Genomic DNA, 14,501 nt, shown 5'->3' with positions numbered 1-14,501 from the left:
ATCAAAAGGGATTGACAAAAGTCCCTTGTGTTTGATAGCCTTCAACTGCACCCAAGGAGGTGTGTGGCTATGACGCAAACCTTGTCGCGTAGGCGGTTTGTCAAGCTGACGGCGGCGGCCACCGCCCTCTTCACCGCAGGGGGGAAGGCCCAGTTGGGATATGCACCCAGCCTTACGTACCCGGCGGTGAAGGTGGCCAACGTTGCCCAGGTGAAAACGGGCCAGCCCATCACCTTCAACTACCCCGATGCCTCCGCCCCGGCCATCCTGGTTAAGCTGGGCAAGCCGGCCATTGGAGGCGTGGGGCCTGGGCGGGACATCGTGGCCTTCTCGGGCCTTTGCACCCATATGGGTTGCCCTATCCAATACGAGGGGGGGAGGTTCATCTGCCGGTGCCACTACTCCATGTTCGACCCCGCCAAGGCCGGGCAGACCTACCAGGGCCTGGCCAGCTCCTGGCTTCCCCAGATTCCTTTGCGCATAGACGGCAAGGGTGATATTTACGCGGTGGCCGTGGCCGGTCTCATCTGGGGCCGGGTTAAGAACGTGTAGGAGGTGTAGGGTATGGCGCTTATTCCTAGAAGGGACCAGCTTCCCATTCCTCCCAAGAACGCTCGGGTGCACAACACGGTGTGCCAGTACTGCAACGTGGGTTGCGGCTACAAGGTGTACGTTTGGCCGGTGGGCGAGCAGGGCGGCTTGAAGCCTGACCAGAACGCTTTCGGCCTGGATCTTTCCCGGGCCCAGCCTCCCCTGGCTGGTCAGAGCTACACGGAGACCATGCACGGGATTACCGTGGGCAAGGACGGCCGCCAGTACCACGTGGTGATCGTGCCCGCCAAGGACAGTCCCATCAACCGGGGCAACTACTCTATCCGGGGTGGCACCAACGCCCTTACCGTGTGGAGCCTGGACCGGGGTACCCAGGACCGCCTCCTCTATCCCCTCTTGCGGGTGGGGGACCAGTTCCAGGCCATCACCTGGCAGGATGCCCTGACCCTCATGGCCGGGTTGATCAAAGGTATCCGGGACCGGGATGGCAGCGACGACAACATCGCCGTGAAGTGCTACGACCACGGGGGCTCGGGCCAGGGGTTTGAGGACAACTACGGGGCGGGCAAGCTCTTCTTTACCGCCCTCTCCGTGAAGCACATCGCCATTCACAACCGGCCCGCCTATAACTCCGAGGTCTGGGGTAGCCGCGAGCGGGGGGTGCACGAGCTCAACTACACCTATGAGGACGCCCGGCTGGCCGACACCATCGTTCTCTGGGGGGCTAACCCGTACGAAACCGCCACGGTGTTCTACGCCGAGCACATGCTCCCCAACCTACAGGGGAACACGGTGGCGGAAAAGCAGAAGGTCTTTGACCGAGGGGAGCCTGCGGAACCCGGGTACCTGATCGTGATTGACCCGCGGAAGACCTCCTCCTATACCATTGCCGAAACCGTGGCCAAGGACCGGGTCCTTCTCCTTCAGCCCAACTTGGGCACGGACTACATCCTGGCCAATGCCATCGCCCGGGTGATCTGGGAGCGGGGCTACTACGACATGGCCTACCTCGAGGCCCGCACCGACATGAAGCTTTTCGAGGAGTACAAGCAGAAGAGCCTCAAGCTTCAGGTGCCCTATGCCGAGTTCATGGCCGAGGTGGAAAGGATCACCGGCGTGCCCAGGGCCCAGATTGAGAAGGCTGCGGACTGGATTGCCAAGCCCAAGGCGGGCAAGTTCAAGCGCCGCACCCTCACCATCTACGAGAAGGGCATCATCTGGAACATGAAGAACTACGATCAGGTGGCGGCCATCGTGCAGCTGGCGGTCCTCACCCACAACATCGGCCGCCCCGGCACGGGCTGCGGCCGTCAGGGCGGGCACCAGGAGGGGTACGTGCGGCCTCCTGCCCCCACCCCAGGCTCCATCTACCGGGGTGGCCCCCCTGTCAACGTGGACAAGTTCCTCACGGACGGCAAGGGCAAGTTCTACTGGGTGATCGCCACCGATCCTTATTTGTCCACGCCAAACGCCCAGGTCTTCCGCAAGCGCATCCACGAGCGTACGGAGAAGCTCACCAAGGCCCTGGGTGCTGGTGGGGAGCCTGGGACCATCCAGGAACGGGTGAAGAAAATCCTGGACGTGCTCTACTCCGACCCGGATGCCCTTTTCATGGTGGTCCAGGACATTTACATGACGGAAACCGCCCGCGACGCCCACCTGATCCTGCCTGCGGCCGCCTGGGGTGAGGCCAACGACACCTCCATCAACTGCAATAGCCGTCTGCTCCGCCTGTACGAGAAGTTCATGGATCCCCCCGGTGAGGCCAAGCCCGACTGGGAGATCTTCAAGTGGGTGGGCCTGCGAATCGCCGAGCTCTACCGGGCCGAGGGCAAGCACCAGGAGGCCGCCAAGTTTGAGTTCGGCAAGAACTGGAACACCGATGAGGATGTCTTCCTGGCCGGGGCGGAGGAGTTCAGCGACAACCGGGTGAGCGAGGAGGACGAGGCCAAGCTGGAGCCCGAGAACTACAAGGGGGTCACCTATAAGTTCCTCAAGGAGGTGGGCCAGCAAGGCATACAAACACCTGTGCGCCGGGATCCCAAGACCGGGAAGCTGGTGGGTACCGTGCGCCGTTACACCCACAAGTTCGGCACCTCCGACGGCAAGTTCAAGTGGTACGGCACCGACGACTGGGAGGGCTACCCTCCGGAGGTGGCCAAGTACCTGGAAGGGGAAAGGGCCCGACAGTATCCCTTCTGGGTCACCACGGGGCGGGCCCAGACCATCTGGCAGACCGCCTACCACGACCGTCACCTGCCGGAAAAGGCAATGGCCCTCCCCTTGCCCTATGTGGAGGTCAACCCCCAGGATGCCAAGCGGCTTGGCCTCCAGTCGGGGGACCTGGTGGAGGTCTACAACGAAGAAGGAAACGGCACCTTCATGGTTTACGTGACCGATGCGGTGAAGCCAGGGATGCTCTTCCTGGTCATGTACCACTGGCGGGGCACTTCCAACTCCTTGGTTTCGGGCTACACCGATCCCAAGACCACCATTCCGTGGTACAAGGGCACCCGGGCTAACCTCCGCAAGGTGGCAGGGGCTATCCCTTCCGTGCAGCAGACGGCTAGCCTCCTGCAACAGAACAAGTTTGACTAAGTCCTGACGCTCGCCTAGCCCCGCCCCCAAAGGGGGCGGGGGCCTCCTTTGTGGCTGGGGTAACACCCTTGGGTTGGTCTTTCTGGGAGAATGCCTAAAGTCCTCCCCGGCCTTGGAGCTGGGCGGTGGAAGGCAGGTTGGGGCAGTCTACCGTTAGCTCTCTAGGTGCAAAGGAGGACGAAGAGAGCCTTGGGACGCTTGGGATGAGGGTTCTGGTTGTTGGCGGGACGGGCTTTGTAGGCCGGCACCTGGTGGCCCGGCTTGTGCAGGGGGGCCACACCCCCTTGGTCCTCTCCCGCACCCCCAGGGACCTTCCCAAGGGAGCGGTCCACATCCCCGGGGACATCACCCGGGAGGTACCGACCCTCGAGGGGGTGGAGGCCGCCATCTACCTGGCGGGGATCATCCGGGAGAAGGACCAGACCTTCCGCCAGGTGCACGTGGAAGGGGTCAGGAACCTTCTTGTGGCCCTAAAGCGGGCTGGGGTGGGCCGGCTTCTTCACATGTCCGCCCTGGGGGCCAGGCGGGGGTCGGGAAGCCGCTACTATGAAACAAAGGCTGAGGCGGAGGAGTTGGTGCAGGAAAGCGGCTTAAGCTACGCCATTTTCCGCCCCAGCCTCATCTTCGGCCCCGGGGACGAGTTCTTTGGCCAAGTCCTGAGGGGCTTGGTCTGTGGGCCCTGGCCCTTCGTGCCCCTCATCGGGGATGGAAGCTTCCGCTTTCGCCCCGTCTACGTGGAGGATGTGGCCGAAGCCTTTGCTGGGGCTTTGGAAAGGGGCCTCGAGGGCACCTTTGACCTGGTGGGGCCCAAGGAGTACACCTTCCGGGAGCTTTTAGGGCTTTGCATGGAGGTTTTAGGGCGGAAAAAACCCTTTCTCTCCATTCCCCTAGGGTTTATGGACCTGGCCGTACCCTTCCTATCCCGCCTGCCCTTCGCCCCCATCACCCAGGACCAGTACCTCATGCTGAAGGAGGGGAACACCGCTCCCTTTCCCGAAGCCCTAAAGGACCTCCTCCCGGCGCCCAAGGCCCTGGAGGAGGTCCTTCCCACCTACCTCAAGTGCTAGGCAGGCTCTTTCCCGTCCTGCCTTCGTTTTCCAGGCGGCAGGCGGGCCTAAGCCGCACCCCCAGGGCGGTGCCCAGGAGGGCGAAGACCCCCCAGAGGGGACCGTGGAGGCTGAAGGAGGCAGTGCCCCCCAGGTAAGCCCCGATGTTGCAACCCCCTGCCAGCCGGGCTCCGTAGCCCATGAGCACCCCTCCCAGGAAGACCCCCAGGTGGGTGGTCCAGGGGATGCGGCGCAGGTCCTGAAACCTAAAGACCCCACCCAGGGTGGCTCCCAGGAAGGCTCCCAGGAAGACCCCGAAGTTGGTCACGCTGGTGGGGTCTTTCAGGATGCTCTGTTCCAGCTTTTCGGCGAAGGCCGGGTTGTTGAAGAGGGCCCAATCCATCACCGGGATCCCCAGAAGTTGGGCCAGCTTGCCCCCCCAAAGGGCGAAGGCCGCCGTTACCCCCCAGGGGCGGCCCAATAACAGGAGGATAAGGAGGCTTCCTAAGGCTAGGACTGCGGCACCTCCCACCGGGCTCCAGGGGCCGAAGAGGGGGTGGGTGGCTTCCCGTTGCCAGAGAGGTACCACCTGGCCCGTGCGCCTTTTTTCCACCCGGGAAACCAGAAGGTAGAGGAAGGCCAAAAGGCCTATCCAGAGGAGAAGGCCCATGTAGGGGGAGGAAAACCAGGTGAGGGCACTACCTGGGTTCCAGGCGGGAAGGGCTTGCCAGTAAGAAAGGTGGTAGACCCCCAGCAAAGAACCCACCATGAAGCCCAGGAGAACCAAAATCCCCCGGGTGTCCCCGCTTCCCGTGTGGTAGAGGGTACCGGAGGCGCACCCGTCCCCAAGCTGCATGCCGATGCCGAAAAGGAAAGCCCCCACGGCGAGGGCGATCCCGATGGGTACCACAAACCCCTGCACCGCCTGGCCAAAGGCTTCCCCTTGGACCAGGAAGGGGAAGAAAAGCAGGCTGGCGAGGGTAAAGAGGAGAAAGTGGGCCCTCAATAAGCGGCTTTCCCCCGTGAGGAGGAAACGCCGGAACCCCGAGGCGAAGCCAAACTTGGCGTGGAAAAGGGCTAGTCCTAGGAGGATGGCTACCCAGAAGGCCAGGACCAGCCTGACACCGGAAGCCAGCCAAACGCCGTAGGAAAGACCCAGGGTCGCCAGGAGAAAAAGACCGAGATAAAGGGGTTGGATGGGCTGCGGCCGGTTCATGCCTTTTATGGTACCTATGAGTCTGCAAAAGTCAAGGGTATCTATCCCGTGATAAGACAATGGGCCTGGAAGGGGATTCCAGGCCCGAGGGGTGGAAACCCTTAGAAGACGAAGTCCTCGAGGTACCAGCGCTCGGTCTTCTTATGCTCCTCCTTGGGGTCCATCTTTTCCGCGTGGGCCAGGAGGACGATGAGCTTTTTCCCCGGGGTGATCTCCACGTCGGTGGCTTCCCCGGTTTTCAGCTTGCGGCTGAACTCCACCACCCAGGTATCGTTCTCGTAGGTGGCCGCAGCGGCCAGGATGGAGTTTTTCCCTCCCTCCTTCTCGTCGGTTACCGGGGCTCCCGTGCGCTTGGTCTGGTACATGTCCAGGGCCACCAGCTTGCCCCCTTCCATGTAGAAGAGGTACTGGTCCGCTCCCTTCTTCTTGTCGGTCTTCTCCGGCAGGAAGCCCATGCCGATCCAGCCCTTGCTCTTGCCCTCGAGGGCCAGATACAGGGTGTCCCCCACGATGCTCCAGTGCAGGGTGATGCCGCTTTTCTCGTGCTTGTAGGTTTTGGCGTACTCCCCGCTGGCGATCCTCCCATCCACCTTGGGTGCCTGGGCCAGCGCCCCACTCAGGACCAGAACCAGAAGCCAGACGATGCCCTTTCTCATACCCTTTACCTCCCTTTAGTCCCTTATGGTTATGCCCACCACGAAGGCCACCGCCCCCACATGCGTGTGCGCCAGGGCTGCCAGCACAGGGCGGCTTCCTTCAAAGGCTTCCAGAAACCCCTTGAGGCTCCAAAGGCTTACCTCGGCATCCTGGGCATTCCAAAGTAGGTGATAGTAAGCCCCCAGGATGCCTGTGGCCACGGTTACCAGCATCCAGAGTAGGAAGGGGTAGCGAACCCACTTGCCCCGGTGGAAGAACATGAGAAGGGTCAGGGGAAACCCCACCAGGGACACGAAGAAGGGGATGCGGCTTTGCCAGCTTTCCGTCCAGTGGTCCAGGATCCAGTGCTCCATGCCGTAGAAGACAAAGCCCACCAGGGCGATGAGGAGGAAGATGGACCGCAAGAACTCCAAAAGCCTTTCCTCCTCGGTTTGGGCTTTGATGAGGGCTTCGATCATACCTCACCTCCTACCTGGCCCGGTAGATGGCCAAAAGCCCCGTTACCCCTATGTGGGTAAAGGCCAGGGCCGCCAGGACGGGGCGGCTTCCCGCCATGGCCTCCATGGCAGCCTCAAACTCCCAGGCCACCTCCCCCTCAAAGTTCCAGAGCAAGTGGAAGTAGGCCCCGAGCACACCGGTGAACACCGAGGCCCACATGGTGAGGATGAAGGCCCACCTCACCCAGGGGGTTTTCCGGTCAAAGAGCACCCACAGGGTGAAAATGAACCCCGGGATGGCTACAAAGAAGGGGATCTTACTCTGCCAGCTTTCCGTCCAGTGGTCCAGGAGGAGGAGCTCCACCGGATACATCACCCATCCCACCAAGCACAGAAGAAGCATGACCAGGCGGATGAACTCCAGGGCCCACTGGGTTTGGGTTTGGGCGCTTCTGAAGGCGGGTATCACCGTTCACCTCCTACCCCTGCAAAGAGCCTAACACGGGTATTGTAGGAAGGATGTCCCCCGGGGTACCCCGGGGGACATCCCTAGACCGGTATCAAGTTCACCCGGGTTTCGTAGAAGACCACGCTTCCCCCTACCACGTCGGTGAGGGCCATGTCCTTAAGGTACGGGTCCAGGCGCATGGCGGCGTTGGCGTGGACCCCCGTGGCCCGCCTGGGGTCTCCCTTGATCACCTGGCCGTTGATCACCATGTCGCTGGCGCCATAGGTCCAGTGGCCCCAACCTAAGGGGAAGGTAACGCATCCCGGCCTCAGGCCCTGCACCACCTTGACCTTGCCCACCATGGGCTTCTTGCCGAAAGGTCCCAGGTCCCATTCCCCTTTGGGATCGGTGGCGGAAACCACCCTGACGAGCTGGCCATCCCGGAGCCCCAGGCGTGCTGCATCTTGGGCGCTTATCAGGATTTCGTTTCCGGGTTTGATGGCCAGGAGCCAGTAGTTGCTTATGGTGCGGCTCTTGGTCTGGAGGATGTCCCGGTGGGTGAGAAGGACAAGGCCGTATCCAGGGTCGCGGAGCTGGTTGCCAAGAACGTCTTGGTACGGAGGGAAGTAGGCGGGCAAGGGCCAGTAGGGTTTCCCCGTCATGGGATGGAGAGAAAGGGCCTGTTTTTCCAGGAAGAGGTTGACCTGTTTCCCGTAGCGGTTGGCCACCAGGTCGCCCGGGGCGTAGGCTTTGCCGAACTCCTGGAACCGCCCGCCCCGGTTCAGGAGGTAGACGGTCCGGCGGAAAAGGCCCTCGTCGCCGATGGCTTTCCGCCAGCGCTCCTCGTCAAATACCGAGGAGGGAAGGTGGCGGCGGGCCTTGCGGAAGACCTCCACCTCCTCCTCGCTGGCCTCGGGAAGGGCATCGGAGCCATCCGCCTTTTCCCCAAAGGCCAGGTTGGCGGCCAGCTTCAGGTAGAAGTGGTCGGGATGGGTGAAAGGCATCCCGTTGGCGAACCCTTTTTCGCCGAAGCCCGGCAGGCCCAGGTGCTCTGCCAGAGCGAGGAGGAAGCTCTCGAGGGAGATGGGCATCTTTTGACCGAAGACCTCCACCTCTTCGGGTATGGGGGCAATGGCAGGCTGGCGGACTGGCTGGACCTTCCAAATAATGGAGGGATGGCTCCCCTGGAACTCCCAGCGCTCCAGATAGGAGAGGTCGGGGATGATGTAGTCGGCGAAGAGGTAGGTATCCCCCACCACGATGTCAAAGGCCACGATGAGGGGGATTTTGTCGGGGTCCAGCATGGCCCTGATCTGTTCGCCGCCTCCTGGCAGGGCGTAGGCGGGGGAGCCCATGTAGTGGAAGAGGATTTTGATGGGATAGGGGTAGCCCTGGGCCGCCGAGGGCAGGATCTCCTGGTAGACGTCGGAGGCATGGGGGTACCAAGGCCGCTTGGCGGGAAAGCCCTCAAAGAGGGTGGTGTCCTCGTATTTGACCTCATGGCGGATGAGGCTGATGCCAAAGGGCGAAAGGGGTTTGGGGTGGAGCTTGGCCATGGGGAAAGGTCCTCCCGCCTTACCCCCAGTGATGTCGTAGGTGCTGGCCTGCACGAATCCGCCTTGGTGGTCAATGTTGCCGAGAAGGGCGTTAACCGTAAACCAAGCAAAGGCGTTGTAGAAGCCGTTGGTGTGCTGGCTAGCTCCGCGGTGCACGTCTACCACAGCTTTCTTGCCGTACTGGGCCAGCTTCTCCGCCAGGAAGCGGATGTCCGGTTCCTCCACCCCGGCGAAGGCCGCCCAGGTCCTCACCTGATGCCGGAAGGCTTCTTCCTTGATGAGCTGGAGGGCGCTCTTTACCGGGATGCCGTTTAAGGTGGTGTTCACCCAAAGCTCGCCAAAGACCGGCTGAGCTTCGTCGTTGGGGTTGAAGGCCACGGGCCGGTCTTCCTGAAGAACCACGGGGGCGTCCAGCTCCACCTCCTTGTCCCCCACCTTGGCCTTGGGTTTGGGCAGGCCCAGGTCGCTGGCCCTAAGAAGCCTTTCCGGCTTGCCGTCTTTGAGCTTCACCAGCCAGGTGGCGTTGGTCCAGCTGCTCTCGCCGATGGCCTTGGCGGCTCCCCTGTTGGCGGCAGAGAGGAACTTGGCGTCAATTTTGCCCCATTCCAGGAGAAGCCGGATCACCCCCATGGCGATGGCGGCGTCGTGGCCGGGTTTGGGGGCAATCCAGCGGCTTGCGCCCTTCACCGCCTTCTGCGCCCGCGGGTCCACCACGGCGTATTCCAGTTCCCCCTTGCTGGCCCTTTCCGTGATCCAGCCCACCCTTAAGGGGGGGCCGTAGTTCCCCTCAAAGACGTTGGCCCCCACGAACACCACGAAGCGGGCCTTGGAGAGGTCCGCCTGCCAGTAGAACTTAGCCCCACCCGACCAGGAAAGCTTTCCTGAGGCGTCAAAGGTGGGCTGTTCGCTCATGGCCTTGCCCGTGAAGTACAAGGAGCCCTGGCAAACAGTGGTGTGGCCGTGAAGGTTAACGGTGCCGAAGCTTTGGGAGAAGAACCAGCGGATGAAGTCCGAGCGGCCCGCCTTGAGCCGGCCCCAGGCGAAGACCACCTGGTTGTTCTTGGGACCGAGGTCGGGGTGGTCGGGATTGATGAGGGTGTGGAGATATTCCTTGAAGTCCTCCTTGAACTTCTCTACCAGGGCCTTTTTCTTCTCCCGATCCTTTTCCGCCCAGATGGCCCTCACCGCCTGGGCCATGCGGGTCATAACGGCGGGGTCCTTGAGGGCCCAGAGGTCTTTCAGCCCGGGATAGACCCGGTCGTCGCCCAGGTGGGCAAAGAGCTTGCCCCCTTCCACGATTTCCTTCACCGCCTGGTGGAAGGGGATCTCCTCCCACTTGCCGCTTCCCCTGGGGCCCGCCCGCTTGAGCACCTTGCGGATACGGTAGGGGTCATAGGCGGTCTGGATCCCTGCCTGGCCCTTGGGGCAGAGGGCCCCGTCCACCTTGGCCAGGGTGTGGATATCGGTGTTGAGGGGCAGGTGGGGGCGGAAGGTCCAGGGGGAAACGGGGTTGCCGTCAATCTTGCTGGCCACGCCCTCGTAGAGCTTCACCTTGATGGGGCAGCCGGTGTTGCACTGGAGGCAGCTGGAGTAGATGGTGTTCTCCGGAAGCTGGATCTCGTAGGCCCCCATGCCCTGGGCACCTCTCTCCTGCAGGGCAAGGCCGAGGGGTCCCAGCAGAACGCCTGTGCCCGAAAGCTTTAACAGGTTGCGCCGGGAAAGCTTTTCCATGCTCACCTCCTAAACCAGGTAGTAAACGCGGGGCTTGGTGCCCACCTCTTCCTTTAGGCGCATCACGTTGGGCTTCTTGATGAGCTCGGAAACCAAGGAGGAGGGATCCTCGAGGTCCCCGAAGTAGGTGGCCCGGCCGATGCAGGTGACCACGCACTGGGGCAAAAGGCCCCGTTCAATGCGGTGCAGGCAGAAGTGGCATTTGCGCACCTTGTCCATGGGGCCTGCCTCGTCGTCCCGGTTCACCTTCTTGCCCCACTCGTAGACGGGGAGTTCCTCATAGGGCATCTGCCCTTGGCCCGGGGTGTTCTCCGTCCAGAAGTAGCCGTCGTCCTTGTGACGGGAGTTGTAGGGGCAGGGGGGGATGCACTTTTCGCACCCCACGCAAAGCTCATAGTCGATCTCGACGATTCCGTCCTTCCTTTTCCAAGTGGCATCGTAAGGACAAGCGGGAACGCACGGGGGCTCGTCGCACTGCATGCAGGGTCTGGGCACGAAGCGGTAGGTGACGTGGGGGAAGGTACCCACCTCTTCTTCGCTCACGGGCCGGTAGACCACACCTGGCGGCAGGCGGTTTTCCGCCATGCAGCTCACCGTGCAAGCATGGCAGCCCACGCATTTCCTCAGGTCAATGACCATGCCCCAGCGGCGGTTGGGGTTCTTGAGGGCCCGCTCAAGCTCTTTCTGCATGCGGAGGAGGGCGTCCTCCTCCTGCGGGGTAAGGGGCGTGGCTGGAGCCTGGGGTACACCTTGGGCTAGGCCGGGCGCCACCATAGAGGCGAAAACGGCGCTGGCCATTTTGGCCAGGAACTGGCGCCGGTCCCGGTGGACATCTCCCGGGCTTATCTGGATCTCCCGTTCCATCCTTCACCTCCTCTCGTCCTAAGGGTAGGTGGGCCTGGAAGGGCCAGGTAGAGGTGGATGGCCGGACACCAATGTCGGGCAACTTTCCTACAGCTCCGGGGACATCTATACCCTTTAGTCCCTTCTATTCTGGGGTGGGTGAGGCCAGTCGGGTTGGGACTCCTGTTGCTTGCGGGATGCCATGCGATTCCCGATGTGCCCCTAAGTCCTCCTTACGCCCTGGAGGTCCAGGAGGCGGAGGTGCGGGTGGTGGTGGCTGGGATGCGCTCACCCCAAGAGCAAGAGCCTTACCGGGTTTTCCTGCAGGGTTGGGGAAAAGCTTTGGGAGTCAGAGTGGAGGTATTCGGACGGCGTACCTATGCGGAGGTCCTCGAGGTCCTGCGCAAGGGGGAGGCCCAGTTGGGGTTTTTATGTACGTTGGCCGCAGGCTTGGGGGTGGAGGAGGGTTTCCTGGAGCCCGTTCTGGAAAGTGAAACCCTGTTCCCCTACCAAAGCGTCGTTGTGGTTCGGGAGGAGGCCCCTTACACCTCTTTACGGGACCTTAAGGGGTTGCCCTTTGCCTTTACCGACCCTCTATCCAATACCGGCCACGCATGGCCGAGAATCCTGGCTTCGGGATTGGGCGAGGATTTCTTCCAGCGGGCCTTTTTCACCTACGGCCATGACCGGGCCCTCAGGGCGGTCTTGCAGGGCCTGGCGGAAGGGGCTGCGGTGGACCGGGTGGTCTATGAAGCCCTAGGCTTGGGCGGTCTTAGGGTGCTGGCCCAGGGCCCCGAGGACCCCGCACCGCCCGTGGTGGTTCCCGTGGGGCTTTCCCCGGTGGAAAGGGAGCGCTGGGTGGAGTCCCTCCTGCGGTATGCGGCCACGGAGGAGGGGAAAAAGGCGTTACGGGCGCTTGGGCTTAGGGGATTCCGCAGGGCGGAGGCCCAGTCGTACCGGGGCGTCTACCTTAGGGCCAAGGAAGTCTTGCCATGAGGCTCAGCGTCCAGCTCTTCCTCACCGTGCTCCTGGCGGCCACGGCTACCGGTGGGGTCTTGATCCTGGGAGGGAGTGCCTTCCTTTATGCGGAAGGAGAAAGGGCCTTGTGGCAGGAGGTGCGGCTTGGTGCCCGGGATCTGGCGGCCTTGGTCACTGACGATGTTCTTCTGCGCGACCTGCTTGCTGTCCGGCAGAAGCTTGACCTTGCTCGGGAGAGATACCCGGGCTTTGCCTATGCCTATGTCCTGGATTCCCAAGGGCAGGTGGTGGCCCACACCTTGGCGGAAGGAGTTCCCCAGGCCCTGGTTTCCCTGGGTGGGGAAGGGGTGTTGCGGTTGGGGGGGCAGGTGGTTTACCAGGCCGAGGCTCCCATCTATAGCGGGGAGGCGGGATGGGTGCGTCTCGGGTTATACCAGGCTCCTCTGTGGGCTGAGGTGGGGCGGGTGGTGCGAACGGGGTTTTTTGGCCTCCTTTGGGCGGTGGGGTTGGGGGTGGGCCTTGGATATTTCCTGCTTACCCGGTCCCTCGAGCCCCTCTACCAAATGGCGGAAGGGGCAGCGCGCCTGGGTAGGGGTGAGATGGTCCGTTTCCCCGAGCCTGGGGGTGAGCTGGGTTTGCTGGGCCGGGCCCTGAACCGTATGGGAGAGGAGGTGAGAAGGCGGCATCGGGAGCTCATCCTTCTCAACCGAATCCTGGCGGAAAGCCATGCCCTCCGAGTGGAGGAGCTCCTGGAAAGGGTTCTTTCTCTATTGGTGCGTGAACTCTCCTTTACCTGCGGGGAGTTTTGGTTGGAGGAGCAGGTGGTCAAGCAACTGGGTGATCGGGGAGCATGTCCGCTGGGTGAGGTTAGGCGTTTTGTCGAAGAGGCCTGGAGGCTGGGGCACCCGGTGGGCACGGACGGGATCTTGGCGGTACCCGTGCCCCCCGGGGGAGCCCTTGTGCTCTATGGTCAACCCAAGGTGGAGCCGATTTGGCTGCAGGGATTATTGAGCGCTCTTTCTGGGCCCCTTTCCACCGCTTTGGAAAACGCCCGGCTTTACGAGCTTTTGGAGGAGAAGGACAGGCAGCGGGCGGAGCTATTAAGGGCTTGGCTAAGGACCCAGGAGGAAGAGCGGAAACGCATCGCCCGGGAGCTCCATGACGAGGTAGGCCAGGCCCTTACCGGTCTTATCCTGGGCCTCGAGGGCTTTGCGGGGGAGAAGGCCCTGGCCCTAAAGGAGCTTGCTCGCCACACCCTTGCGGAGGTGAGGCGGCTGGCCTTGGATCTCCGACCAAGCGTTTTGGATCACCTGGGTCTGGAGGCGGCCTTACGCCGGTATGTGCGGGAGTTCAGTGAGCGTACGGGAATTGAGGTGGATCTTTCCTTCCACCTGCGCAGTTCCCTTTCCCCTGAGCTGGAAATCGTCATTTACCGTGTGGTTCAGGAGGCCTTGACCAACGTGGCCCGCCATTCCGGTAGCCCCAGGGCGGCGGTAGGGGTGCTGGAGATGGACAGGGAGGTAAGGGTTTTCGTGGAGGACGAAGGCAGGGGTTTTGATCCCAGGTCGGTGGGTCTAGGGCATCAGGGGCTATTGGGCATGCGGGAGCGGGTGGAGCTGGTGGGAGGTAGACTTATTCTGGAGAGCGCTCTCGGGGAGGGTACCCGTATCCAAGTACGGCTTCCCTTGGAGGTGCCGGGGTGATCCGGGTGGTGCTGGTGGAGGACCATGGGTTGGTGCGGTCGGGGCTACGGCATCTTCTAGAGGCTCGAGGGCCCATCCAGGTGGTGGGGGAAGTGGGTACCGGGCAGGAGGCCTTGGCCCTGCTAGAGGCCGTGGAGGCGGATGTGGCCATACTGGACGTTTCCCTTCCCGACTGCACGGGGATTGAACTCTGCCGCACCCTGCGGGAGCGCTTTCCCAAGCTTAGGCTTCTCGCCCTTTCCATGCACGAGGACCTGGAGTATGTGCGGGGTTTCCTGCAAGCGGGAGGCCAGGGTTACGTGAGCAAGGCAGCGGTGGATCAGGAGCTCTTGGATGCGGTTTTGGCCCTAGCCCGGGGGGAACGGTACCTGAATCCGGCCCTGGCCATGCGCCTGGCCATGGAGATCGTCCGAGAGGAAGGGGAAGAAGAACCCCTCTCCCCGCGGGAGGAGGAGGTACTTCGCCTTTTGGCCAAGGGTCTTTCCCACAAGGAGGTGGCGGAGCACCTTTCCATATCGGAAAAAACCGTGGCCACTTACCGGGAGCGGGGTATGGAGAAGCTGGGGCTGAAAAGCCGCAGCGACCTTCTGAGATATGCGGTCAAGAGGGGTTGGCTACGGGGCTAACCCAAGGGTTTGCTTTATGCGTATCTACCCTGCGATGTGGGTGACGGCATGCTGGCGGCGACAACCCAGCTTCTGCCCGAAGCGGCGGCTCTTGCAAGCACCTCTTGGCC

Annotated in this window: 12 protein-coding genes; 6 read left to right on the top strand and 6 right to left on the bottom strand. The window is 62.4% G+C overall.

Features of this window, described 5'->3' with window-relative positions; translation table 11 throughout:
• The first annotated feature begins 69 nt into the window (after positions 1–69).
• The 3 genes from TNMX_RS00525 (at position 70) to TNMX_RS00515 (ending at position 4,217) form a co-directional block, all read left to right on the top strand.
• Entirely contained in the window at positions 70–552 is a 483-nt protein-coding gene (locus TNMX_RS00525; RefSeq protein WP_015717355.1) for an arsenate reductase (azurin) small subunit, read from the top strand.
• Positions 553–564: 12 nt separating this feature from the next.
• Positions 565–3,150: an arsenate reductase (azurin) large subunit gene (locus TNMX_RS00520; RefSeq protein ID WP_038028322.1), complete on the top strand. Its 2,586-nt coding sequence runs from the start codon at positions 565–567 to the stop codon at positions 3,148–3,150.
• Positions 3,151–3,353: 203 nt separating this feature from the next.
• Positions 3,354–4,217 (top strand): complex I NDUFA9 subunit family protein, encoded by an 864-nt coding sequence (locus TNMX_RS00515; RefSeq protein WP_038028320.1) that lies wholly within the window; start codon positions 3,354–3,356, stop codon positions 4,215–4,217.
• Here TNMX_RS00515 and TNMX_RS00510 read toward each other — a convergent pair.
• From TNMX_RS00510 to TNMX_RS00485, 6 genes are all read right to left on the bottom strand, one after another.
• Positions 4,207–5,412, bottom strand: coding sequence for a YeeE/YedE family protein (locus TNMX_RS00510; protein WP_038028318.1), 1,206 nt, complete (start codon positions 5,410–5,412; stop codon positions 4,207–4,209). The two genes, TNMX_RS00515 and TNMX_RS00510, sit on opposite strands and share 11 nt — an antisense overlap.
• Positions 5,413–5,513: 101 nt before the next feature.
• Positions 5,514–6,068 (bottom strand): DOMON domain-containing protein, encoded by a 555-nt coding sequence (locus tag TNMX_RS00505; protein ID WP_038028315.1) that lies wholly within the window; start codon positions 6,066–6,068, stop codon positions 5,514–5,516.
• Positions 6,069–6,083: 15 nt separating this feature from the next.
• Positions 6,084–6,527 (bottom strand): hypothetical protein, encoded by a 444-nt coding sequence (locus TNMX_RS00500; protein WP_038028313.1) that lies wholly within the window; start codon positions 6,525–6,527, stop codon positions 6,084–6,086.
• A gap of 10 nt (positions 6,528–6,537) precedes the next feature.
• On the bottom strand, positions 6,538–6,975 hold the full coding sequence (locus TNMX_RS00495) for a hypothetical protein (RefSeq protein WP_015717349.1): 438 nt from the start codon (positions 6,973–6,975) through the stop codon (positions 6,538–6,540).
• A gap of 80 nt (positions 6,976–7,055) precedes the next feature.
• Positions 7,056–10,241, bottom strand: coding sequence for a molybdopterin-dependent oxidoreductase (locus TNMX_RS00490; RefSeq protein WP_015717348.1), 3,186 nt, complete (start codon positions 10,239–10,241; stop codon positions 7,056–7,058).
• 9 nt (positions 10,242–10,250) lie between these two features.
• Positions 10,251–11,105 carry a 4Fe-4S dicluster domain-containing protein gene (locus tag TNMX_RS00485; RefSeq protein WP_015717347.1) on the bottom strand — a complete coding sequence of 285 codons (855 nt, stop codon included), beginning with the start codon at positions 11,103–11,105 and terminating at the stop codon, positions 10,251–10,253.
• Between the two features lie 138 nt (positions 11,106–11,243).
• Here TNMX_RS00485 and TNMX_RS00480 point away from each other — a divergent pair, with 138 nt between their 5' ends.
• The 3 genes from TNMX_RS00480 to TNMX_RS00470 are packed head-to-tail and all read left to right on the top strand — an operon-like array spanning position 11,244 to position 14,391.
• Complete coding sequence (locus tag TNMX_RS00480; protein ID WP_148228656.1) at positions 11,244–12,080, top strand: PhnD/SsuA/transferrin family substrate-binding protein; 837 nt, start codon at positions 11,244–11,246, stop codon at positions 12,078–12,080.
• The gene (locus tag TNMX_RS00475; protein ID WP_015717345.1) at positions 12,077–13,765 is read left to right on the top strand and encodes a histidine kinase; all 1,689 of its coding nucleotides are present in this window, start codon (positions 12,077–12,079) and stop codon (positions 13,763–13,765) included. The genes TNMX_RS00480 and TNMX_RS00475 overlap by 4 nt, the downstream gene beginning before the upstream one ends.
• Positions 13,762–14,391: a response regulator transcription factor gene (locus tag TNMX_RS00470; protein ID WP_038028310.1), complete on the top strand. Its 630-nt coding sequence runs from the start codon at positions 13,762–13,764 to the stop codon at positions 14,389–14,391. The genes TNMX_RS00475 and TNMX_RS00470 overlap by 4 nt, the downstream gene beginning before the upstream one ends.
• Positions 14,392–14,501: the final 110 nt, after the last annotated feature.

Origin of the sequence: Thermus sp. NMX2.A1 (genome assembly GCF_000511705.1) — a bacterium.
Lineage (GTDB): Bacteria > Deinococcota > Deinococci > Deinococcales > Thermaceae > Thermus > Thermus scotoductus.
This window is presented reverse-complemented; position numbering and strand designations above follow the sequence as displayed.

What these genes read in the sequence shown, in the direction of transcription:
- TNMX_RS00525 (WP_015717355.1), top strand. Translation starts at nt 70, where the DNA reads ATGACGCAAACCTTGTCGCGTAGGCGGTTTGTCAAGCTGACGGCGGCG.
- TNMX_RS00520 (WP_038028322.1), top strand. Translation starts at nt 565, where the DNA reads ATGGCGCTTATTCCTAGAAGGGACCAGCTTCCCATTCCTCCCAAGAAC.
- TNMX_RS00515 (WP_038028320.1), top strand. Translation starts at nt 3,354, where the DNA reads ATGAGGGTTCTGGTTGTTGGCGGGACGGGCTTTGTAGGCCGGCACCTG.
- TNMX_RS00510 (WP_038028318.1), bottom strand. Translation starts at nt 5,412, where the DNA reads ATGAACCGGCCGCAGCCCATCCAACCCCTTTATCTCGGTCTTTTTCTC.
- TNMX_RS00505 (WP_038028315.1), bottom strand. Translation starts at nt 6,068, where the DNA reads ATGAGAAAGGGCATCGTCTGGCTTCTGGTTCTGGTCCTGAGTGGGGCG.
- TNMX_RS00500 (WP_038028313.1), bottom strand. Translation starts at nt 6,527, where the DNA reads ATGATCGAAGCCCTCATCAAAGCCCAAACCGAGGAGGAAAGGCTTTTG.
- TNMX_RS00490 (WP_015717348.1), bottom strand. Translation starts at nt 10,241, where the DNA reads ATGGAAAAGCTTTCCCGGCGCAACCTGTTAAAGCTTTCGGGCACAGGC.
- TNMX_RS00485 (WP_015717347.1), bottom strand. Translation starts at nt 11,105, where the DNA reads ATGGAACGGGAGATCCAGATAAGCCCGGGAGATGTCCACCGGGACCGG.
- TNMX_RS00475 (WP_015717345.1), top strand. Translation starts at nt 12,077, where the DNA reads ATGAGGCTCAGCGTCCAGCTCTTCCTCACCGTGCTCCTGGCGGCCACG.